General features: G+C 72.3%; 17 protein-coding genes and 1 pseudogene. 8 read left to right on the top strand and 10 right to left on the bottom strand.

What is annotated here, in order from left to right:
• The first annotated feature begins 201 nt into the window (after positions 1-201).
• The 6 genes and pseudogenes from OG711_RS09965 to OG711_RS09940 all read left to right on the top strand — a co-directional run bounded on the left by OG711_RS09965 (position 202) and on the right by OG711_RS09940 (position 6,481).
• Positions 202-777, top strand: a complete 576-nt coding sequence (locus tag OG711_RS09965) for a hypothetical protein (protein ID WP_143201249.1) — start codon at positions 202-204, stop codon at positions 775-777.
• Between the two features lie 60 nt (positions 778-837).
• Positions 838-1,593, top strand: coding sequence for a class F sortase (locus OG711_RS09960; protein ID WP_079184723.1), 756 nt, complete (start codon positions 838-840; stop codon positions 1,591-1,593).
• A gap of 179 nt (positions 1,594-1,772) precedes the next feature.
• Positions 1,773-2,090 (top strand): annotated as a pseudogene (locus OG711_RS09955) (response regulator transcription factor); the annotation flags it as partial.
• Positions 2,091-2,308: 218 nt separating this feature from the next.
• Positions 2,309-3,541: an arginine deiminase gene (locus OG711_RS09950; protein ID WP_266507457.1), complete on the top strand. Its 1,233-nt coding sequence runs from the start codon at positions 2,309-2,311 to the stop codon at positions 3,539-3,541.
• Between the two features lie 353 nt (positions 3,542-3,894).
• Positions 3,895-4,929 carry an ornithine carbamoyltransferase gene (gene argF, locus OG711_RS09945; RefSeq protein WP_329559090.1) on the top strand — a complete coding sequence of 345 codons (1,035 nt, stop codon included), beginning with the start codon at positions 3,895-3,897 and terminating at the stop codon, positions 4,927-4,929.
• 277 nt (positions 4,930-5,206) lie between these two features.
• Complete coding sequence (locus OG711_RS09940) at positions 5,207-6,481, top strand: serine hydrolase domain-containing protein (protein WP_329559089.1); 1,275 nt, start codon at positions 5,207-5,209, stop codon at positions 6,479-6,481.
• An 81-nt stretch (positions 6,482-6,562) separates the two neighbouring features.
• On the opposite strand, the gene OG711_RS09935 is transcribed toward OG711_RS09940, so the two are convergent.
• Together OG711_RS09935 and OG711_RS09930 are read right to left on the bottom strand one after the other, a co-directional pair.
• Positions 6,563-6,997, bottom strand: a complete 435-nt coding sequence (locus OG711_RS09935; RefSeq protein ID WP_178391052.1) for an ATP-binding protein — start codon at positions 6,995-6,997, stop codon at positions 6,563-6,565.
• 303 nt (positions 6,998-7,300) lie between these two features.
• A complete protein-coding gene (locus OG711_RS09930) occupies positions 7,301-7,951 on the bottom strand; it encodes a TetR/AcrR family transcriptional regulator (RefSeq protein WP_329559088.1) in 651 nt (216 codons plus the stop codon).
• An 82-nt stretch (positions 7,952-8,033) separates the two neighbouring features.
• Here OG711_RS09930 and OG711_RS09925 point away from each other — a divergent pair, with 82 nt between their 5' ends.
• Positions 8,034-8,828, top strand: coding sequence for an alpha/beta fold hydrolase (locus tag OG711_RS09925; protein ID WP_266507448.1), 795 nt, complete (start codon positions 8,034-8,036; stop codon positions 8,826-8,828).
• 66 nt (positions 8,829-8,894) lie between these two features.
• Here the strand turns inward: OG711_RS09925 and OG711_RS09920 are convergent, their stop codons facing one another.
• Together OG711_RS09920 and OG711_RS09915 are read right to left on the bottom strand one after the other, a co-directional pair.
• Complete coding sequence (locus tag OG711_RS09920) at positions 8,895-9,431, bottom strand: RICIN domain-containing protein (protein ID WP_266507446.1); 537 nt, start codon at positions 9,429-9,431, stop codon at positions 8,895-8,897.
• A gap of 161 nt (positions 9,432-9,592) precedes the next feature.
• The gene (locus tag OG711_RS09915) at positions 9,593-12,340 is read right to left on the bottom strand and encodes a hypothetical protein (protein WP_329559087.1); all 2,748 of its coding nucleotides are present in this window, start codon (positions 12,338-12,340) and stop codon (positions 9,593-9,595) included.
• A 560-nt stretch (positions 12,341-12,900) separates the two neighbouring features.
• Here OG711_RS09915 and OG711_RS09910 point away from each other — a divergent pair.
• A complete protein-coding gene (locus tag OG711_RS09910) occupies positions 12,901-13,965 on the top strand; it encodes a cobalamin-independent methionine synthase II family protein (RefSeq protein ID WP_073789554.1) in 1,065 nt (354 codons plus the stop codon).
• Positions 13,966-14,121: 156 nt separating this feature from the next.
• Here OG711_RS09910 and OG711_RS09905 read toward each other — a convergent pair whose 3' ends face one another.
• The 6 genes from OG711_RS09905 to OG711_RS09880 form a co-directional block, all read right to left on the bottom strand.
• The gene (locus OG711_RS09905; RefSeq protein WP_073789556.1) at positions 14,122-14,775 is read right to left on the bottom strand and encodes a DUF6073 family protein; all 654 of its coding nucleotides are present in this window, start codon (positions 14,773-14,775) and stop codon (positions 14,122-14,124) included.
• Between the two features lie 43 nt (positions 14,776-14,818).
• The gene (locus OG711_RS09900) at positions 14,819-16,138 is read right to left on the bottom strand and encodes a HEAT repeat domain-containing protein (RefSeq protein WP_329559086.1); all 1,320 of its coding nucleotides are present in this window, start codon (positions 16,136-16,138) and stop codon (positions 14,819-14,821) included.
• A gap of 73 nt (positions 16,139-16,211) precedes the next feature.
• The gene (locus tag OG711_RS09895) at positions 16,212-16,973 is read right to left on the bottom strand and encodes a KR domain-containing protein (RefSeq protein WP_329559085.1); all 762 of its coding nucleotides are present in this window, start codon (positions 16,971-16,973) and stop codon (positions 16,212-16,214) included.
• Positions 16,967-17,479: a hypothetical protein gene (locus OG711_RS09890; RefSeq protein WP_329559084.1), complete on the bottom strand. Its 513-nt coding sequence runs from the start codon at positions 17,477-17,479 to the stop codon at positions 16,967-16,969. Before OG711_RS09890 ends, OG711_RS09895 begins: the two co-directional genes overlap by 7 nt.
• A gap of 33 nt (positions 17,480-17,512) precedes the next feature.
• On the bottom strand, positions 17,513-18,823 hold the full coding sequence (locus tag OG711_RS09885) for an ABC1 kinase family protein (RefSeq protein WP_329559083.1): 1,311 nt from the start codon (positions 18,821-18,823) through the stop codon (positions 17,513-17,515).
• Between the two features lie 290 nt (positions 18,824-19,113).
• A complete protein-coding gene (locus tag OG711_RS09880) occupies positions 19,114-20,748 on the bottom strand; it encodes an MFS transporter (protein WP_329559082.1) in 1,635 nt (544 codons plus the stop codon).
• Positions 20,749-20,759: the final 11 nt, after the last annotated feature.

The raw sequence follows: 20,759 nt of genomic DNA, 5'->3' as shown, positions 1-20,759 counted from the left end.
CTGAGTGGCCCGGCGCGGGCGGCGGTGACCTGCGGTGATCCCCTGCGGACGGGGCGGTGGGGCGGGCCGCCCCGCTGGTGCGGGGAGCCGGTGGAGATGCGCTCGCACCCGACGGACCGTCACATGAGGGTGCGACGGCACCGGCTCTCGTCAGCGTGCGGGCAAGGCCCCGCACGCGGCTGGCGCCTGACGGAGGATCAAATGAACGCTCGACGCATGCTGGCCTCGGCCGGGGTGGCCGCGGCCACGGTCGCCCTCACCGCGCCGCTCGCCTTCGCCACCGGCACCCCGGCGGGCGGGGAGCCGGGACCGCGGCCCGGCGCGGAAACGCTGTCGTTCTCGCCGAACCCGGTCCGGGCCGGGAACCACACGACGGTCCGCACCTTCTCCTGCGGCAACAGCCGGTCCGCGACGGTCAACACGGAGTCGCTCGGCGGACGCCATGTCCGGCTCACCCGGGACGGCCGCGGCGGCGACGGCCGTGACCAGGACGCCGGGCGCGGCCAGCAGCTCGGGGGACGCGACGAGCTGAGCGGACGCCTCGACGTGCCCTGGAACACCCGCCCCGGCCGCTACAACGTCCACGGGACGTGCGACAGCGGCGCGCGTCTCACCGGAGTGCTGGAGGTCGTGCCCTCGGGCGGCTCCCACGCGGGGTTCGGCGGTGACCGGGACGGCTCCGCGGTGGCGACCGGTGCCGGAGCCGTACTGATCACCGGGGCCGCGCTCGGCGGCGGATACCTGTACCGGCTGCGGCGGGTGCGGCAGGCCGTCTGAGGTCCGCCGCCCGGGGGCGGTCGGGGGGCTGTGCGCGGCGGGTGACGAGGAGGGTTCGGTATGGATCGGTATACGGGCGGTTCGGGCCGTGCGGGTGTTCCGGCCGTTGCGGGTGGTACGGAACAGGGCCGTGACGAGGGCGAGGTGCTGCGGGCGGCCCTCGCGGCCCATGAGCGGGCGAGCCGCGCCGAGACCGGCAGACGGCTGCGCGTGGGCTGGTCCTCGATGGCGCTCGCGGTCCTCGTCGGAATCCGGCTGGTGCAGGGCGAGCCGCCCGCCGAGCCGCCACGGCCCACGCCCGCCGCGGCCGTCCGGGCGGCACCCTCCGGCCCGGCCGCCCGGAGCGCCCACGCCCCCCTCGCCGTCAGCCGCCCCGCCCGGGTCCTCGTCCCGGCCGTCGGGGTGGACGCGCCGCTCCAGGACATCGGGTACGACCCGCGCGGGCAGATCGCGGCGCCGCCGCCCGACCGGCCGGACCTCGCGGGCTGGTTCGCCCAGGGCCCCACCCCGGGCGAACGGGGCACCGCCGTGATCACCGGCCATGTGGACACCCGCACCGGCCCGGCGGTCTTCTACCCGCTCGGCGCCCTGGACAAGGGCGCGACCGTCGAGGTGCCCCGCGCGGACGGCCGGACCGCCCTGTTCACCGTGTACGGGATCGAGGTCCTCAAGCGCGACGGGTTCCCCTCCGAGCGGGTCTACGGCGATCTGGGGCGCGCCGAACTCCGCCTCATCACCTGCGGTGGGACGTTCACCGGTGAGGCGGGCTACGACGCCAACGTGGTCGTCTTCGCGACCCTCAGCGGAGTCCGCTGAAGCCTTCCGGCGGGTCAGGGGTTCTTGGGTCCCTGGGGCCCCGGGGTCCCAGGGTCCCGTGGGCCTGTGCCGGGTGTGCGCGGTTCCCCGCGGGGCGCCTTCGCTTGCGCCTCCGGGTCCTCTCGTGCGGGCGCACTTGTTCCTGTGCGGGTCGTTCATGGGTGCGCGGTTCCCCTCCCGACCGGATCGGTCAGGTCGAGCAGTTCCTGGACGCCCTGCGGACCGTCGCGGGCGGGGGCACGGTCGTCGACCCCGAGGTCGTCCGCCAGTTGCTGCGCCGCCGCCGTGACCCGCTGGAACGGCTGACGCCGCGTGAGCGCGAGGTGCTGGCGCTCGTCGCCGAGGGCCGGTCCAACGGTTCGGTCGCCCGGGAACTCGTGGTCTCCGAGGCGGCCGTGGTCAAGCACATCGGCAACATCCTCGCCAAGCTCGACCTGCCGCCCGCCGGAGACACCCACCGCCGGGTACTCGCCGTCCTCACATACCTGCGCGCCTGAGCGCCGCCCGAGCAGGGCCTGAGCCGAGCTGAGCCCCAGCCGAACCCGAGCCGAACCCGAGCCGAACCCGAGCGGCGCCCGACCGGCGCCCGAGCGACGGCGGCGACCCGCGCGGCGCCGCCGCCGACGAGCGCCCCTCCTCCACGGGCCGGGCGGGCTACCGTCGGCGGATGAGCGAACGCCGCGCCCGATGCGCCGCGTCGGGGAAGGATGGCTCCATGGGATTCCACGTCGACTCCGAGACCGGACGGCTGCGCCACGTCATACTGCACCGGCCCGACCTGGAGCTGAAACGGCTCACGCCCAGCAACCGCGACGCCCTCCTCTTCGACGACGTCCTGTGGGTGCGCCGGGCCCGCCAGGAGCACGACGGGTTCGCGGACGTCCTGCGCGACCGGGGTGTGAGCGTCCATCTGTTCGGTGACCTGCTCACCGAGTCGCTGGAGGTGCCGGAGGCCCGGGAGCTGGTCCTGGACCGGGTCTTCGACGAGAAGGAGTACGGTCCGCTCGCCACCGATCATCTGCGGGCCGCGTTCGCGCGGCTGCCGTCGGCGGAGCTGTGCGAGGCGCTGGTGGGCGGGATGACGAAGCGTGAGTTCCTGGAGCGGCACGCCGAGCCCGTCTCCGTCCGCTTCCATGTGATGGAGCTGGACGACTTCCTGCTGGACCCGCTGCCCAACCACCTCTTCACCCGGGACACCTCCGCGTGGATCTACGACGGGGTCTCCATCAACGCGATGCGCTGGCCCGCGCGGCGCCGCGAGACCGTCCACTTCGAGGCGATCTACCGGCACCATCCGCTGTTCCGGCCCGCCTCGGCGGGCCCGTTCCACATCTGGTCCGAGGGGCAGACCGACTACCCGTCCACGATCGAGGGCGGGGACGTCCTGGTCATCGGCAACGGCGCGGTCCTCATCGGGATGAGCGAGCGCACCACCCCGCAGGCCGTCGAGATGCTGGCGCAGCGGCTCTTCGCGGCCGGTTCCGCGCGCACCATCGTGGCGCTGGACATGCCCAAGCGGCGTGCCTTCATGCACCTCGACACGGTGATGACGATGGTCGACGCCGACACCTTCACCCAGTACGCCGGTCTCGGGATGCTCCGCTCGTACACCATCGAACCGGGCGACGCGGCGCACGAACTGAAGGTCACCGACCATCCGCCGGAGCAGATGCACCGGGCGATTGCCGCCGCCCTCGGCCTCAGCGAGATCCGGGTGCTCACCGCCACCCAGGACGTGCACGCGGCGGAGCGGGAGCAGTGGGACGACGGCTGCAACGTCCTCGCCGTCGAACCGGGGGTCGTCGTCGCGTACGAGCGCAACGCCACGACCAACACGCATCTGCGCAAGCAGGGCATCGAGGTCATCGAGATCCTCGGCAGCGAGCTGGGCCGGGGCCGGGGCGGCCCGCGCTGCATGAGCTGCCCCCTGCAACGGGACCCCGCGTGACCGGGGTGACCGAGGTGACCGGGGTGACCGGGGTGACCGGGGTGGACTGAGTGACCGCGTGACCGCGTGACCGCGTGACCGCGTGACCGCGTGACCGGGCCGGGCGGGGTGCGGGCCCGCTGCCCGGGCACGCGAGGACCGGGAGACCGAGGGACCGAGGGACCGGGACACCCGGGGACCGGGAGACCAAGAGCATCAGCGCATCAGGAGACCAGAGGACCGAGGAGGCCGGCGGACACCAGGGGACCAGGGGCGGCAGGGGACCGGGGTGCTTGCATAGAAATGTGACCTGTCGTATAGACTTCCAAGTCCTCCCACCTCTTCGTCAGCCGTCCACGCCCCTGGAGCTCAGCATGGTGACTGTCCCGACCGGTTTCACCGGCCGTCACTTCCTCAAGGAGGTGGACTTCACCGCCGACGAGTTCCGGGCCCTGGTCACCCTGGCCGCAGAGCTGAAGGCGGCGAAGCGGGCGCGCACCGAGACCCCCCTGCTGCGCGGCCGGAACATCGCCCTCATCTTCGAGAAGACCTCGACCCGCACCCGCTGCGCCTTCGAGGTCGCCGCCGCCGACCAGGGGGCCGCCACCACCTACCTCGACCCGTCCGGCTCCCAGATGGGGCACAAGGAGTCGGTCAAGGACACCGCCCGGGTGCTCGGCCGGATGTACGACGCGATCGAGTACCGCGGCGACAGCCAGCCCGCGGTCGAGGAACTCGCCGCGTACGCGGGTGTCCCCGTCTACAACGGGCTGACGGACGACTGGCACCCCACCCAGATGCTCGCCGATGTGCTCACCATGACCGAGCACACCGCCAAGCCGCTCGACCGGGTCGCCTTCGCCTACCTCGGTGACGCCCGCTTCAACATGGGCAACTCGTACCTCGTCACGGGCGCGCTGCTCGGTATGGACGTCCGGATCGTGGCGCCCGAGGCGTACTGGCCAGCGCCCGCAGTCGTCGCCCGTGCCCGCGAGCTGGCCGCGGCCAGCGGTGCCACCGTCACCCTGACCGAGGACATCGGGCAGGGCGTGCGCGGCGCCGACTTTGTCGCGACCGATGTGTGGGTGTCGATGGGTGAGCCCAAGGAGGTGTGGGACGAGCGGATCGCCGCGCTCGGCCCGTACGCCGTGACCATGGACGTGCTGCGCGCCACCGGCAACGCGGACGTCCGCTTTCTGCACTGCCTTCCGGCCTTCCACGACCTCGGCACCCAGGTGGGCCGTGATCTGTACGAGCGGCACGGACTGGAGTCGCTGGAGGTCACCGACGAGGTCTTCGAGTCGTCCCACTCCGTCGTCTTCGACGAGGCGGAGAACCGCCTGCACACCATCAAGGCCGTCCTGGTGGCGACCCTGTCCGACCCGGCGGAGGCCCGGTCCGGCAGCTGACGGGCGGCGGCTTCTCCCGGCTGCCCGCATCCCGGTCCCGGTACCCGTACCCGTACCCGTACCCGTCCTGACTCTGACCCTGGCCCTGGCTCTGGCCCGTCCCACCGCTCGCCGGTGGAGCGGCATTCAGCGGTGGCGGCGTGTGTGCAAGGCACGCGTCAGGCGGCTTCCCGACAACTCCCACCGGTCGGTCGACGCTGTCGAGCGGTACCTGATGTTCTTCACACCGAGGGACCAGGGGAGCGCGGAGCCGTCACCGCGCCGGAGAGGACACAGCATGGAGAACACGACGAACGGGACCCCCGCGCTGAGCGAGGACGCCGGGTACGGGGTGGCCGGGCACGGGGTCGAGGACGGCTGGGGAAAGGTCGCCGACGTGTTCCGCGCGAACTTCGCGGGGGAGCCCGGCGAGGTCGGTGCGGCCTGTGGTGTCTACGTGGGCGGGCGGCCCGTCGTCGATCTGTGGGGCGGCCTCGCCGACCGCGAGGCGAACCGGCCGTGGCGCGGGGACACCATCGTCCAGGTGGCGTCCACGACGAAGGGTGCCACCGCGATCTGCGCCCATATGCTGGCGCAGCGCGGTGAGCTGGATCTGGACGCCCCGGTGGTCCGGTACTGGCCGGAGTTCGGTGCCGCGGGCAAGGAACGGATATCGGTGCGCTGGCTGCTGTCGCACCAGGCCGGACTGCCGCTCGTCGACGGACCGCTGACGTTCGAGCAGGCATGCGACTGGGACCCGGTGATCCGCGCGCTCGAAACGCAGGAGCCGCTGTGGCGGCCGGGTACGGAGCACGTCTACCACAGCGTCACGTACGGGTTCCTGGTCGGCGAGGTCGTGCGCCGGATCTCCGGCAGGTCGCTCGGTACGTTCTTCGCCGAGGAGGTGGCCGCCCCGCTCGGACTGAGCGCCTGGATCGGGCTGCCCGAGGAGCAGGAGGACCGGGTGGCCCGGATCGCGGCCGCCGCGCCGTTCGGTCTGGAGGAGCTGATCGCCGGGATGGCCGCGGCGACCGGGCTGGACCCGGACACGGTCGTCGCGTGGGTCGAGGCCGTGTGGGGCGCCGACTCGGTCCAGGCCCGCAGCGGCGAGCTCGGTGGCGCGCTGGACAACACCTCCGACTACTACACCACCCGGGCCTGGCGCGAGGCGGAGTTCCCGGCGGCCAACATGCTCTCGGACGCGCGCTCGGTGGCCCGGATGTACGCCGCCACGGTGAGTGACGTGGACGGTGTCCGGCTGCTCGATCCGCCGGCGGTCGAGCGGGCGACGGCCGTCCAGACGGGCGGCACCCGGATGCATGGGCTGCCGCCGGGACTCGACATCCCGGCGGAACGCTCCTTCAACATGTCGCTCGGGTTCTGGCGGGCCTGCCCGCCGATGCCGATGCTCGGGCCGGGGTCGTTCGGTCACCCGGGCTCCGGCGGATCGATCGGCTTCGCGGACCCCGACGCCGGTGTCGGTTTCGGCTATGTCACCAACCTCTGGAACTTCCGGCCGGACGACCCCCGGGCGGCGAACCTGGTCAAGGCCGTCCGGGACTGCCTCGGGTGACGCACCGGCGACCTCGGGTGACGCACCGGCGACGGCGCGTCGCGGTTCCGGGCCGGTCGTCCCGCGGCGGGGGCCGTCGCGTCAGGCGGGCCGCGGGCGGGGGAGCGCGGGCAGTGTGAACCACACCGCCTTGCCGGACTCGGTGGGGCGGTGCCCGCAGGACGAGCTCAGCGCGCGGATCAGCAGCAGTCCCCGTCCGTGCTCCTGCCAGGGGTCCGGCGGTCCCGCCGGATCGGGCCGGGTGAGACTGCCCGGCGGACACGGGTCGGGATCGTGCACCTCGACCTGACAGCCGCCCGACCGCAGCTCGACCACCAGCTCTATCGGGTCGTCGCCCGAGGTGTGCTCCACGGCGTTCGCCACCAGCTCCGCCGTGAGGAGTTCCGCAGTGTCGCAGTCGGCGGCGTGCTCGATGTCCGCGAGCGCGGTCCGTACGAGCGCACGTGCCACCGGCACCGCGGCCGCGGAATGCGGCAACGCGATACGCCAGGAGGCGGGAGCGGAATGCTCGTACAAGGCGAATCCGATCGGGCGAGAATGGTTCTGCCGTCAACCAAGGAAATGGTACGGGGTGCCCCCGCCCCACCGACGGCAGGGCGCCCCCACGCCCTCCACCCCAGGTGGGACCCCTCGCCCGGTACCGCCGCCGCACCGTTCCGGGACCGGGTGCCGCCCCGCCCCGGCCCCGCCGACCGCGCGTCGGCACCGGCCCAGCCCTGCCCCGCCCCGGCACCGCCCAGCACCGGCATTGCCGCCGCGCCCCTGGTACCCCGCGCCGCCCCGGCCCCGCCGCCGCGCCCCACCATTGCGCCCGGACCGCTACCGCACCGCCCCGGCCCGGTCGGTACCAGTACCGGCCCGGTTGGCCCCGGCCCCGTCGGGCCAGGCGGTCATGGCGATGTCGGCGACCCGTTCCAGGGCTTCGCGGCCGACACCGTCGCACGCCTGGGTGGACATGCCCTGAAGCGTGGCCGCGTAGAACATGGCGAGCGCGGGGACGTCGACCGAGGGGGCCAGGCGCCCGGCCCGCGCGTCGGCGGCGATCCTCTCCTGGAGCGCGTCCCTGCCCGCTTCGCGCAGGGCGCGCAGTTCGGCCTTGACCTCGTCGGCCGCCGGGGTGCAGTTGGTCGCGGCGGTGATGATCATGCAGCCGGGCGGATGGCCCGGGTCGGTGTACTCGTGGGCGGCCTCGCGCAGCACCCGCCGGATCGCCAGGAACGCCGTCGTCTCCTCCGCCAGCGCCCGTCCACCGAACGCGCCGTAGGTCACCCGGTACCGGCCGATCGCCTCACGGAAGAGCCTCCGCTTGTCCCCGAAGGCTCCGTACAGGCTGGGTGCGTTGATCCCCATCGCCGCGGTGAGCGCGGCGATCGAGGTGGCCTCGTAGCCGTGCAGCCAGAACTCGGTGAGCGCGCGCTCCAGGGCGACCTCACGGTCGAAGCTCCTGGGGCGGCCTCCGGTCTTCGTCATGGAGGCATTTTATAGCGCTCGCTAAGAAACCTGCTACCGTCGGATTGCTAGTGATCGCTACAGAACATCTGAGGAGATCCCCGTGCCCGAAATCGCGCTGCCCGTACCGGTTTTCGCCCGCAGCGTCCAAGGTGCCGGGCCGGGGCTGCTCCTCGCCCACGGCGCGGGCGGAAGCGTCGCGGGCAACTACGGACCGATCCTCGACGGGCTCGCCGCGAACCGCACCGTCGTCGGTGCCGACTACCCCGGTACCGGGGCGACCCCCCGTTCGGCCGCACCCCTCACCCTGGACGGGCTGGCCGACCAGCTGGTGGCCGCCGCGGTCGCCGAGGGGCTGGAGACCTTCGCGGTCGTCGGCTACTCCCTGGGTACCGCCGTCGCGATACGGGCCGCCGTCCGGCACCCGGAGCGGGTCACCGCCCTGGTGCTGACCGCTCCGGTGGCCCGGCCCGACGCCGCGCTGCGCCGTCTCGCCGAACGCTGGCGGCACCTCCACACCTCCGGCGCCCATGTGCCGCTGGCCCGCTACCTCACACCTCTGGCGCTCGGCACGTCGGCGCTGGCGGCCATGAGCTCGGACGAGCTCGACGCCCTGGTGAGGGAGACCGCGCGATCCCTCCCGCCGGGCGGCGGCGATCACGCCGACCTGGTCGTCCGGACCGACGTCCGCGAGGATCTGGCCCGGATCGCGGTGCCGGTCCTCGTGATCTCCACGACCGAGGACTTCATGGTCGGTCCCGAGCTGCACCACGAGGTGGCCGAGGGGATCCCCGGGGCCCGGCTCGTCGGGATACCGACCGGCCATCTGCCCTTCGCCGAGCGTCCCGAAGCATGGCTGGGGCTCATCACGGACTTCCTGGACCACCTGGAACGCTGACGCGGACCGGAGTGATCGCCGCCTGCCGGTGTCAGGTCACGCCCCCGGCCTGGCGCGACAGCCCGGCTAGACCTCGCGGAGCCTGAAGCTCTGGTTGGAGTCGCCGCTGCACGTGAACTGGATGATGCCCGCGCCGGCCGCCTCGTCGGCGTTCGCGACGTCGAAGCACCTGAGGTCGATGGTGTGGATCGTGGACAAGGTCGCGTCCCCGGCGGCCGGGAAGGTGAGGAAGGTCTGGGAGAACCTGGGAAGCGTTCCGCAGGGGTACTGGATGATCCGTGTCCCGTTGCCGCGCTTCGCGGCCTCCAGATCGAGACACAGGTTGTCGGCGGTGCGGATCTCCACACCCCCGGCGACGGTGTTCACCCAGAACCGCTGGGTACGGGAGGTGTTGTCGCAGTCGGCCTGGACGAGCGGCGCGCCGCTGTCCGGGGTCTGCACGTCGAGGCATTTGGCGGCGAAGGTCTCGATGGAGACCTGGGTGCCCGGCGGCTCGGCGGGCGCCGCGGCTTCGGGTGCGGCCAGGGCAGCCGGACCGGTGACGGCGCCCAGGGCGGCGGCCAGTACGGCCAGAGCGGTCAGCGCCTTGTGACGTGTGCGCATGACGACACCTCGGTTCCTCTGCGTCTCGGACGGGGCGCCGTGACATGCCCGCCCCGCTGGCAAGCTGATGGCTTGCCAGCGGAGACCGAGGGAAACAGCCGAGGCCGTCAGTTCAGCCGTTCGGGTGACGGCCCCGCTGCCGGGGCGGGTGCCTTGCCGGTTCAGGGAGCCGTGGGTTCTCCGGCCGCTTCGTGGATCCGGGCGCGGGTCTCGTCGGCCTGCTGCTGGATGCGCTGCTCGACGTGGGCCGGGACGCCCTGGTCGTGGAAGTGGGTGACGAGGGTGTCGAGGGTGGCGTCGGCGCGTTCGAGGTCACCGGCCTTGGCGTGGACGGTGGCGAGACGGCGCAGGGCGGCGTTGAGGGTGAGGTTGTCGAGTCCGGTGTCCTGGTCGGTGCGCGACGTGGCGATGGCCTCGGTGAGCTGGGTGACCGATGTGGTGATGTCGGGTTGGCGGACATGGAGTTGTCCGTCACCGATGGTCTGGAAGTGGCGTCCGGCGTTGGCGCCGTGTGCGAGGCGGGCGTAGGCGGCGAGCGGGTGGTCGCCGTGGCGTTCGATCAGTTCCTGGAGGGCGTCGTTGCCGCTGGTGAGATGGGGGGCGTCGGAGCCGAGGAAGGCGAGCAGGGTGCCCTGTTGGTCGCCGGTGAGGAGTTCACCGACCTCCTGGTCCGCGCGGTCCAGCGGGGTCCGGACCCGGAGGGTGCGGGTGGCGGAGACGGTGCGGGCGCCGTCGAGTCCGGTGTGGACGGCGGTGACCCGGTAGGTGCCGGGTTCGGCGAAGTACAGTCCGTCGCTGCCGTATCCGAGGTAGGCGGTCTCGTACACCGACGGCCGGTCCTCGGTGAGGGTGACCGTCCGTTCGGCGTCGCCGTGGCCGGTGCAGGCGCGGGCGACGGGGCGGAAGGCGCGGGTACGGCCGTAGGGGTCGCTGATCACGATGGTGGTGCGTTCGCCCTTCGGGCCGATGCTCGCGGCCACTGTCGCGTCCCCGGTCACACCGGTACGGGAGAGCCGGAGTTCGGCCATGACCGGTTCGCCGTAGCCGAAGACCTGCTTCCCCCCGAGGGAGAGGGAGAGCCCCGGGTCCTCACCGGCCGACGGGAGGATGAACGCCTGTGCGGTGGCGCTGAGGTCAAGGGCGGCGTTGGTGAGGGCGTTGTCACCGCCGGGGACGATATGACGGTAGTAGCCGTGGCGCAGATGGCGCAGTTCGTTGTCGCTGAACTGGTAGGGGAAGTCCTGCCAGAAGTGCTGTCCTCCGGCCCGGTCACCGTTGTTGTACGCCTGCGGGTAGTTCATCCACGACAGTTCGCCGAAGCCGCTGTTCGGCCCCAGCGGGGCGGGCGGTTTGGCAATGTTCTTCTCCCAGGCGTGGAGCATGTTGAAGACATGCCCGAGTTCGTGGACGTAGCAGAACAGCTCCATGGAGTCGCCGATGAGACCGTAGTCCCGCAGGGTGTCGTGGAAGACGACCATGCCCTGACGTTCCCTGCCCATCTGGTCGAACATGAGCCCGGCGGCGCCGTCGAGGGTGTAGCGGGTGGCGACGAAGGTCCAGATCTTCCACTGCTCCACCTCGCGGTGCAGACTGAAGTTGGCCGTCATCGCGGCATGCAGCTCCGCCTCCGACCACCGCAGGTCGTCGCCCGAGGTATTGGCGACCACATTGACCTGCCCCGCGTTCTTGAGCTCGACGCCCGCCTCGGCGTAGGCGGAGGCGACGGTCAGGCTCCGGTGGCGGTAGCCCCGCGGGGCATTGCCCCGGGAGGTGTCGTACTGCTGGAAGACCTGGGTGCCCGCCAGGGCGTCGGTCTCCATCTCCACCGACCGCAGCGCCGGACCGGCGTAGTAGCAGCCGAGGTTCAGTTCCTGGCCGGCGCCGGCGCCGTGGAGGATCAGGCTGGCGTTGCTGCCTTCGGGGCTGGTCACGGCGGTCCGGGGGAGCGTGAGGAAGAGGTCGGTCAGCGGTGAGTTGTTCGCCCAGGACAGACCCGACTGGATGAGGGTGAACCTGTTGACACTCGGTGTGACGATCAGAGTGCCGCTGGTGCGGAAGGAGTCGGTCCAGGTGTCGCCGGTGAACAGATCACCGCTGACGACGCCCAGCGGACGCTCGCCCTCCAGATCGACCCGGAGCTCGATCCGCTGGTTGCCGACGGCACCGGTCCAGCGACCGGTGACCGGACGGTAGGGAACGCGGAACCGCTCCGGGAGCGCCGCCAGGCCGGGTATCCCGAGGCGGTCGAGAGCGCCGGAGGCCAGTAACCCGGTCCTCCAGTTCAGCAGAACACCCTGGGTGCCCTTGATCAGCAGACTCTGCCGGGTCCCGTCGGACGCCGCCTTGTACGCCGCGACATGATCCAGGTCCTGGCGGAACTCCTCCGGTAACCGCGCCCAGCCCGCACAGTCCGAGGCGTCCGGACCGTCGGTGATCAGCGCCTCGCGCACCACCCCGGTGGACGAGTTCAGGGTGAGGACCCGGTTCCCCTTGAAGAAGTACGTCTGCCGCGCCCCGTCCGCCGCGTCGGGCGCCGGGAACAGGGCGTCGATCTGCGAACGCCAGCCGGCCGGGAGCGCGGCGCCCCAGTTCTCCAGCCCGGCCCACGGCCCCTCGCTCAGGACCCTCCCCTGCTCCCAGTCGAACCACTCGTAGGTGTCGCCCCGGAGGAACAGGCTCCGCAGGGACTCCCCGGGACGGGACAGCAGCAGCGCGCAGTCACTCGCGTACAGCCCTTGGGCGTGGACCAGCTTCGGCACGATCGTGCTGAGCCACTCCTGGCTCAGCAGGCGCTGCTCACTGACCAGGGCACCCTCCTTGCCCCGCCCGAACAGCAGCCGCCACTCACCGCCCGCCGGATACGCCTGCACCCAGTTGTAGCCCGTCGTCTTGAACCGCATGAACCCCATGACACGCTCTCCTCTCGAAGGCCCTGAAGCCCGGGTAAGCCCCAGCCGGAGCGGGATTCTGGCAGCGCCGCACCACCCCGAATACCCCACAACAAGAAGACATGTCCGATTTCTGTGGCGTTCCCGTGTCACCGCGCCCGGACCTCCCACCTGCGACGAGGAACCGGGGTACCACCCCGCCGCCGCCCGCGCACGCCCCCGCCGGGCTTTGGCGTGAACCCCGGCGCCGCCCGGTCCGGACGCGAGGCGCGCGGGCTCCCCGTGGGCGGCGTCGGTGCTGCGGCGGAGCTGTCGGCGGTTCCGATCCGGGGCCACGCTCCGCCGCCGTCCGGCACCGGGGGAAGTACTCAGAACCGGTGAACCCGCCAAGGCCCATGGTTCGTCGCGCGGGCCGGTCCACGGTGCGTACCGGCGGGCGGTCGCGCCGCGAGGAACTCGGTGACCTGGGGCGATACGGCGTCCGGAGGTCCGCCCGCCCCGGACCGCCGCCCGGGAGTACGACCGCTCGACCCGGTCACGCTGCCTTGCGTGGGAGGAGGGAGGCTTCCTATGGTCCGCGCATGAGCATCCCCACAGAACCTGTCGGCAGCATCCCCCGGCCCCGCGCCCTCCAGGAGGCGCTCGGTGAGCACGCCCAAGGACGCCTAAGCGAAGGGAAGTTGACGGAGCTTCAGCAGCGGGCGACGGTGGACACGCTCGCCCGTCTGGAGGCGCTCGGCTGCCCGGTCCTGGTCGACGGCGAGCAGTCCAAGCCGAGCTTCGCCACTTACCCGGTCGCGGGTCTGGCCACCCTCGACCCGCACGGCGTCACCCTCCCCTTCGCCGACGGCCATGTCCGGCAGCTGCCGCATCTGACCGAGGGCCCCTTCCGCTACCAGGTCCGCGCGGACTCGTATCTGCGTGACGCCCGGCGGCACACCGGTCGTCCCCTCAAGCAGGCGGTCATCGCGCCTTCGGCGCTCAGCCTGCTGTACCCGGCCGACGCCATCGACGGATACTCCCGCGAGGCGTTCCTGAGCGATCTGGCCGACGAGGCCGAGGCCGACATCCGCGGCTGTCTGGAAGCGGGCGCGCATGTGGTGCAGCTCGACTTCACCGAAGGCCGTCTGGCACTCAAGCTGGACCCGGGCGGCGCCCTGCTCGACGGCTTCATCGCCCTGAACAATGAGGTCCTCGGCCGGTTCGACGAGGCCGACCGGGCCCGGATCGGGGTGCACACCTGCCCCGGCGGCGACCTCGACTCCACCCACAGCCTCGATGTCGACTACGCGGGCCTGCTGCCGAAGCTCTTCCAGCTGAAGGCGGGCAACTTCTACGTCCAGCTCGCCAGCGAGCCCGACCCCGAACGCGTCCTCGGCATCATCGCCGAGCATCTGCCGCCCGGTGTGCGGGTGTTCGTGGGCGTGACCGATCCGATCGACCCTAGGGTGGAGACCCCGGAGGAAGTACGTGACCGGGTGCTGCTCGCGGCCCGTCACCTCCCGGTGGAGCAGTTGGGCACCTGCGACGACTGCGGCTTCTCGCCGTTCGCCGACGACACTTCCACCTCGCGCGACGTGGCCTTCGCGAAGATCGACGCGCGGGTACGGGGGACCGCCCTGGCCGCCGAGGCCCTCGGACTCTGAAGCGGTAGCGCACCCGCGACGGGTGCCGGACCCCGGGCCGGGGTCCGGCACCCTGGTGCCGCCCGCGGTATGGGCGCCGGGCGGAGGGAAGCCCGGGCGCCCCGACGGGCAGAGGCCGGGAGCCGGCCCCTGCCCGCCCCTTGACGCGGGCGGCCGTCACCGTGCGGCCATGGCCTCCACCGTGGTGTACCCGCCCATGGTGAAGCGCAGGCTGGTCACATAGGCCACCGGGGAGTCGTCGAGCCGCTGGACGTCGTGCAGCGGCAGCATCCGGTAGATCTGGCCCTTGCCGGGGGAACCGGCGGGCGGGATCTGCCGCACATCGTCGATGGTGAGGATGATGGGTTCCTTGTTCGCCAGCCGCAGACCGAGCTTCGGCATGTCGAAGATGGCTCCCACCGCCATCCGGCACGCCTTGGCGGCCGGACCCTCACCCGCGTAGGGGTCGAACGGGGTACGGATCTGGCCCGTCGACAGGCAGTCCGGGTTGAGGGTGACGGTGATGCGCCCGAGTTCGGCGCACTCACCGACCATCTTCATCTCGATCAGGTTGGTGTAGACCTCGGCGCTGGACCATTCCTCGGAGGTCGGTTCGGACCGCACCACCCGGACATAGCCGCTGAAGTCGACGGTGTACTCACCGACACCCGGGACGGCGAAGGTGTCGACCGAGGTGATGCCCAGATTGTCGATACCGGGCGCCGGAGGTGTCCACGGGGCCACCGCGGTGCCCTCGTACAGGTTGGGAACACCGTCCGTGGTGACCGGACGGCCGTACACGGTGGTGGGCCGGGATGACGAGTCGGTCATCTCAATTGCCTTTCGTCGTTGGGAGGTGGCAACCGGCGGCCGCTCACGGAAGTTGCTGGGTGGTCCAGTCGCAGCAGGTGAGTCCGGCCTGGTCGGGGATCCCGTCCTGGTCGGTGTCGATGTCCCCATCGGCCGTCGAGTACACGTCCCGGGAGTTGAGGTCGATGACCCCGTCGCCGTCCCAGTCGTTGAGCTTGCCCTTGAACGTGCCGAGGATGAAGGCGTTGGTCATCGGACCGACCTCCTCGTCGTGCAGGGTCGACAGGACGCCGTTGCCCGGGACCAGGATCTCTTCCAGCGAGCGCCCGGCGATCCGGGAGAGATTGACGTGCCCCCAGCCCTGGAAGCGACCGCGTACGTACCGGATGGCGGCCTCGCCGCGCACCTGGAACTTGGGGTCGAGATGCCAGGTCCCGTACCGGGCGAAGCCGATGTTCGCCTCCCGGACACCTTCCGACGGGTCGTCGGCGCGGCCGGACTTGAAGAACGGCCGGGGCACCAGCGACTCGAAGAAGAAGTTGCCGCGGTCCCGCCGGCTGCGCTCGGTGAACCCGCGGAACAGATAGTTGTCCACGTGCGGGGTGCCGTCGGCGTGCAGCCCCTCGATCGTCTTCGCGATGACCAGTTGCTTCTCACGCGTGGCGACGTTCGGGCACGCGTGCGCCTGCCCGTAGATGCGCGCCAGACCCTGCGGGGCCAGGGAGATCTTGCCCCAGTGCTGGTTCGACGGGTCGAGCCGCACATACAGATCGCAGTGGATCAGCAGGAAGATCGTCTCGTCGAACGTCCGGCCGGGGGTGAAGCTGCCTTCACGGTCGTCGAAGGCCGGGTCGCCGGTCTGCAACTCGCTGATGAACAGCTTCGACCACTCCGCGATCTCCGGGTCGGGGTCGTCGAGGAACTGCCGCAGCGCCGCGATGGCTTCGGGGCCGCCCAGCTTCTCGACCGCCCACAGCGCGTCCCAGCGGACCTGACGGTCGGTGTCCTGCCTGATCGCCTGGGCCAGCAGCTCGATCGCGTCCGCGTGGTCACGGTCCGCGTACTCGAACAGCGCCTGCTCCCGCATCGCGGGGTCGGCGTGCTGGAGGGCCGCACGGCGCAGCTCCTCGTTGCTGCGGTTGTCCAGTCGGATCGCCACCCGGTCCAGGGCGTACCCGAAGTCGCTCGCCCACGCGGCGGGGTCACCGGCGACGAACCGGGGGTCCACATTGCTGAGCGTGGTCCGGTAGGCGAAGTTCAGCGCTTCGCGTTGTTCGGTGCCGAGGTCCTCCAGCAGTACCGGGTCCTCGACCGTATCGGCCCAGCCGTTCGCCCGGCCCTCCGCCAGATCTGCCGGTGACTTTCGGCGCAAGTCGATGGCCATACCAGTCCTTCCCTACCATGTAGTCGGCTGGTCGTTATAGACAAATTAAGTGAGGGAAGGTGGGGAGCGCTTCTCAGAGATTGGCACGCCTGCCGGAGTGCCCCGCCGTGTCGCCCTCGTCGACCACCGCCGTGGGCAGAGCGCCGTAAGCGACGGGAGTGAGCAGCAGGGCGGCGGCGTGCTCCGGACCCCGGGGCCACGCCAACAGCCGGGTCACCGCGTCCAGCCCCGTCCGCAGCGGTATGGGGGCCATGCCCTGACGGGCCGCCCCGGCGACCACGCCCATCCGATGGGCCTGCCCCGCACCGCTCCACAGCGACCACTCGGCCACCACCACGGCGCAGCCGGGCAGCCGGGGGGCGACGGCCAGCGCCCTTCTGCGCAGGATCTCGTTGGCGAGCCCGTATCCCCCCATCATCCGGTGCGCGCGGTGGGACGTCACCGAGCCGAAACACAGCAGGGCGCGCAACGACGAGTGCCGTACCGCGGCGAGGACATGGGACAGCCCGGTGGACTTCGGCCCGCGCAGCGCCGCGAGATCGCCGGGCGCGCAGTCGCTCACCGGGGCCCCGGCGACCCGGCCCGCGCAGTGCACCACGGTCACCGGCCGTGCCCCGGCCAGCGTCCGGGCCACCGCCGCGCGATCGGTCACGTCGGCGGTCAGCACACGCAGCCCTGGGACCCGGGCCCGCAGCCTTCCCAGCACCGCGGCGTCCGCGCGGGGCAGCGCGCCCGGGGGCGTCACGTCGAGCAGGGTGATGTCGTCGGCACCGGCCGCCGCCAGCACCGCCGCGATCCGCAGTCCGAGGCCCCCGAGTCCGCCCGTGATCAGCACGGGCCCGTCGGCGGGCGCGCCGCGGGGAGCGCCGACGGCCGCCAGCGGGCGAAGGCTGTGCGCCCGTCCGCGCCGGCCAGTACGTCCCGGCGGCTTCCCGGCGGGTCCGGCCAGCGGGTGTCGCCGAGCGCCGCGCGGGCGACCTCGGCCACTGTCGCCTCGGCCCCGGCGCACGTAAGTTCCACCGTGGCCAGCGGCGGGCCGGGTTCCTCCAGCGCCACGGCCCGCAGCAGGCTCCCGCCACCCGCGCCCCGGTGCACCAGGACCAGGGGCCAGCCGTGCGTCCGGCGCAGGGCGAGTCCCTGGAGCAGCGCGCGGTCCGCGTGCCGCCCGTAGTGCTCGCCGAGCACGACGGCGACGGCCGGCGCGGCGCCGCTCACCCGGGCCCGGTGCATCCGCTCGGCGGCGGTGGAGGGTTCCCCGAGCACGGACCAGGAGCGGGGCGGACCGCTGCCCAGCCGGGCCCGGGGTCCCGGCGCGTACCGGTGTACGGCGAGTTCGTCCATCGCGGTGCCTCTTCCGGGATCGGCGGGCGGTCGTCAGCGGTTCAGGGCGGCGAGCAGGGTGGGGATGGCCTCGCCCTGGAAGTCGACGTCCACGTCGAAGTCGTTGATCATGCCTTCGAGCACCAGCAGCGACATCAGCGGGAAGACGAACTCGGGGGCCGCCGCCACCCCGCTGCGGCGCTGGATGTCGAACAGCCTGGTCGCGAACGGCGCGAGCCTGAACTGGCCGGCCGTCCGCCCGGCGCTCTCCTCCACCAGGGCGCCGATCTCGGCCCGGAACGCGTCGAGGTCGCAGCCGGCCGGTACGTGCTCGGCGCTCCGCAGCACCGACTCGGCCGCCTCCGCCGCCCGGCCGAGCGAGAGGTTCATGAAGAACCGGGCGAACAGCAGCCGCACCCGGGGCTCCAGCCGGACCACGAACCCGGCGTCGAGAAGCACCATGGAGCCGTCCGGGCCGAGATACAGATTGCCCGGATGCATGTCGCAGTGGACGAGACCGTCGATGAACAGCATCCGGTACACGCACCGGAGCACGTTCCTGACGATCTGTCTGCGGTCCTCCTTGCCGAAGTCGCCCGGGGCGAAGCGTTCGAGACGCTCGACGTACTCCATCACCAGCGCGCCCGGACCCGCGGCGGCGGGGAACGGCGCGGGCACCCGCACGAACGGCAGATCGGCGAGGTTGGCCCGCAGCAGGGCCAGGGAGTCCGCCTCCCGTGCGAGGTCGACCTGGCGCAGCAGCGCGTCGCCGAGCTGCCGGACCACCCTGCGGGCCGGGACCCCGCGCAGCGGCGGCAGCCGTTCGGCCAGGCGCGCGCCGGACGCCAGCAGCGCGAAGTCGGTCTCCATCGCCCGGCGCACCCCCGGCCGCAGCAGCTTCACGGCCACGTCGGTGCCGTCCAGCAGGGCCGCCCGGTACACACAGGCGATGCTGCCCCCGGCGACGGCCGTCCGGTCGAACGTCCGGAACGGCCATGCGGAGCCGTCCGGGTACGCCTCGGACAGGGCGCGGTCCAGTTGCGCCGCGCTCATCCCGGGGACCCGGTCGTGCAGCCGTCCCAGCGCGTCGCAGACCGCCGGGGACAGCAGATCCGCGCGGGTGCTGAGGAGTTGGGCGCCCTTGACATAGGTGGGGCCCAGGTCGCCGAGGAGCCGGGGCAGCCGCTCCGGCGGCCGGCCCCGTCGCCCGGGGCGGGCCAGCCGGTCGGCGGCCCCGGCGGCGAGATGCCGCGCGGCCACCGCGGTGAGGGACAGCAGGCGGCCGGACCGACGGGGCCAGCCGACAGGGGAGGGCCCTGGCGGCGCCGCGTCGGCTCGCGCTCCGGACGGGGTGTGCACGGCCATCGTGTCTCCTCGGCTGGTTCCGGCGTCGGACAGGTGCTCCAGCGCGGACCGGGCCGGAACTCGTCCGACCGGTCCGCGCGGGGGCGTTGGCACGAGGGTGAAGCTTAAGAATCGTATAGTCGTTGTTTGTTCGTGGGCCGATCCCGGCCTGGCCCCTCCGGCGCACCCGGCAGAGCGGGTCCCCCGGTCGGCCCAGCGGAACGGCCAGGGCGTCCGCGCGTTCGGGAGCGGCCGGCCAGGGACCCGTACGACACCGTCCGGCCGTCCGTCCGCTCCCGGGAGCGGCGGGACTACGGCACTTCGACCGGGCGGGGTCGTACGTCGAGGGGTTCGTCGATCGCGCGGTGCCGGGTCTCCACCCCCGCCACCGCCAGCAGCAGCACGGCGGCGGCCAGGGGGATCGCGCCCGCCGCCGCCGTGACCCCCAACTCCGGTGCGGTGAGGGACAGCAGGGTGAGCACCAGCATCGCCACCCCGCCGAACTTGGTGAGACCGGCGACCCGTCCGGTGGCGCCCCCGCGGCGGGCGGTGGGGAAGATCTCCGCGGCGTAGGCGATCGTGATCGCCCCCAGGGCGTAGATGCTGGCGATGGGTACCGCCAGCAGGGCCATCAGCAGTCCGCGCCGGTCGGCGACCCCGTCACCGAGCACGGTGAAGCAGACCAGCGGCACCACCGTCAGGGCGCTCAGTCCCACGGCTGTCCACTTCGAACTCCAGAACCCGTAGGCCAGCGCGGCCACGACGTTCAGCGGCAGTCCGAACAGCGCCGCGTTGCGCAGGATGCGGTCGGCGTCCATGTCCTTGATGCCCATGCGCTGGAGGTCGGTCGGTACCCACAACTGGAAGCCGTAGGTGACGATGCCGACGCTGAGCGCCAGCAGCAGCAGTCCGGCCAGCAGCAGCGGCCCGCCCTGGTGGCCGGCCCCCGCTCGCGATCCGGTTCCCGCTCCGCTCCCCGGCGCCGCCCTCGTACCGGACTCCGTACGCGGTCCGGGCTCCGCCGTGCGCGGCCCGGCCGGTGGCCCGGTCCGCGCCGGGGTGACGGCCGCCGATCCGAACCGCTCCATCACCGCGCGGGCCTCGTCGGCGCGGCCCGCCAGCAGCAGATAGCGGGGGGACTCCGGTATCCACCGGTTGAGCAGGAGCAGGAGTACCCCGGTGGGCATGCCGACCAGCCACAGGATGCGCCAGCCGTACTGCGGCATCAGGGACTCCGCGAGCTGACTGGTGATCGCGTAGGCGAGGGCGGCGTTCCCGCCGATGAGGACGAGCAGCCAGCCGCGGTGACGGGTGGGCACCGTCTCCGCCAGCAGGGTGAAGGTCACCGGGAGCATGCCGCCCGCGCTGACACCCATGAAGAAGCACATCACCAGGTTCCCGGTGAACGAGGGCATCGCCCCGCAGACCGACGTGGTGATGAACAGCACGCCCGCGAAGAGGATGGCCGGACGCCGCCCGATGCGGTCCGCGAGGGTGCCCCACAGCAGCGAGCCCACCACCGTGCCCAGAAGTCCGAAGAACGGCAGCAGCGCCACCGGGAGACCTCCGTCGGGGTGCAGCGGCGAGGTGAGGTGGTACTCGGCCGCCATCCCCGGTGCGACGAAGGAGAGGGTGGTCGGTTTCATCACGTCGATGGTGACGGCGAGCGTCAGCACGATGATCAGACCCATGTGCGCGGGGCGCAGCCGTGAGTCGTCCAGCGGACGGACGCGCAGGTCGGCGGGGGCCGGCTTCTCCCGGCGCGGCGGCAGCAGACCCCACAGGACCAGCCCGACCCCGAGGACGATGACGGCCATACCGATGTTCATCGTGGCGTCGGGGCGCATCCCGGCCATGTGGTAGTCCATGGACCGCGCCTCGATGTACATGGGCAGATGCAGTGCGGCACCCAGGGTGCCCAGGGCCGTCCCGGTCCAGAAGACCACCGGTCGGCGGA

It is taken from the genome of Streptomyces uncialis (assembly GCF_036250755.1).
GTDB lineage: Bacteria > Actinomycetota > Actinomycetes > Streptomycetales > Streptomycetaceae > Streptomyces > Streptomyces uncialis.
Note: the sequence above shows the minus strand (reverse complement) of the source record. Positions and strands in the feature narration are given on the sequence as shown.

Excerpts from the sequence above, each read along its gene's own strand:
- OG711_RS09910 (WP_073789554.1), top strand. The coding sequence starts at position 12,901 with ATGAGCATCCCCACAGAACCTGTCGGCAGCATCCCCCGGCCCCGCGCC.
- OG711_RS09940 (WP_329559089.1), top strand. The coding sequence starts at position 5,207 with ATGGAGAACACGACGAACGGGACCCCCGCGCTGAGCGAGGACGCCGGG.
- OG711_RS09885 (WP_329559083.1), bottom strand. The coding sequence starts at position 18,823 with ATGGCCGTGCACACCCCGTCCGGAGCGCGAGCCGACGCGGCGCCGCCA.
- OG711_RS09950 (WP_266507457.1), top strand. The coding sequence starts at position 2,309 with ATGGGATTCCACGTCGACTCCGAGACCGGACGGCTGCGCCACGTCATA.
- OG711_RS09920 (WP_266507446.1), bottom strand. The coding sequence starts at position 9,431 with ATGCGCACACGTCACAAGGCGCTGACCGCTCTGGCCGTACTGGCCGCC.
- OG711_RS09930 (WP_329559088.1), bottom strand. The coding sequence starts at position 7,951 with ATGACGAAGACCGGAGGCCGCCCCAGGAGCTTCGACCGTGAGGTCGCC.
- OG711_RS09960 (WP_079184723.1), top strand. The coding sequence starts at position 838 with ATGGATCGGTATACGGGCGGTTCGGGCCGTGCGGGTGTTCCGGCCGTT.
- OG711_RS09965 (WP_143201249.1), top strand. The coding sequence starts at position 202 with ATGAACGCTCGACGCATGCTGGCCTCGGCCGGGGTGGCCGCGGCCACG.
- OG711_RS09915 (WP_329559087.1), bottom strand. The coding sequence starts at position 12,340 with ATGGGGTTCATGCGGTTCAAGACGACGGGCTACAACTGGGTGCAGGCG.
- OG711_RS09900 (WP_329559086.1), bottom strand. The coding sequence starts at position 16,138 with ATGGCCATCGACTTGCGCCGAAAGTCACCGGCAGATCTGGCGGAGGGC.
- OG711_RS09890 (WP_329559084.1), bottom strand. The coding sequence starts at position 17,479 with ATGGACGAACTCGCCGTACACCGGTACGCGCCGGGACCCCGGGCCCGG.
- argF (WP_329559090.1), top strand. The coding sequence starts at position 3,895 with ATGGTGACTGTCCCGACCGGTTTCACCGGCCGTCACTTCCTCAAGGAG.
- OG711_RS09905 (WP_073789556.1), bottom strand. The coding sequence starts at position 14,775 with ATGACCGACTCGTCATCCCGGCCCACCACCGTGTACGGCCGTCCGGTC.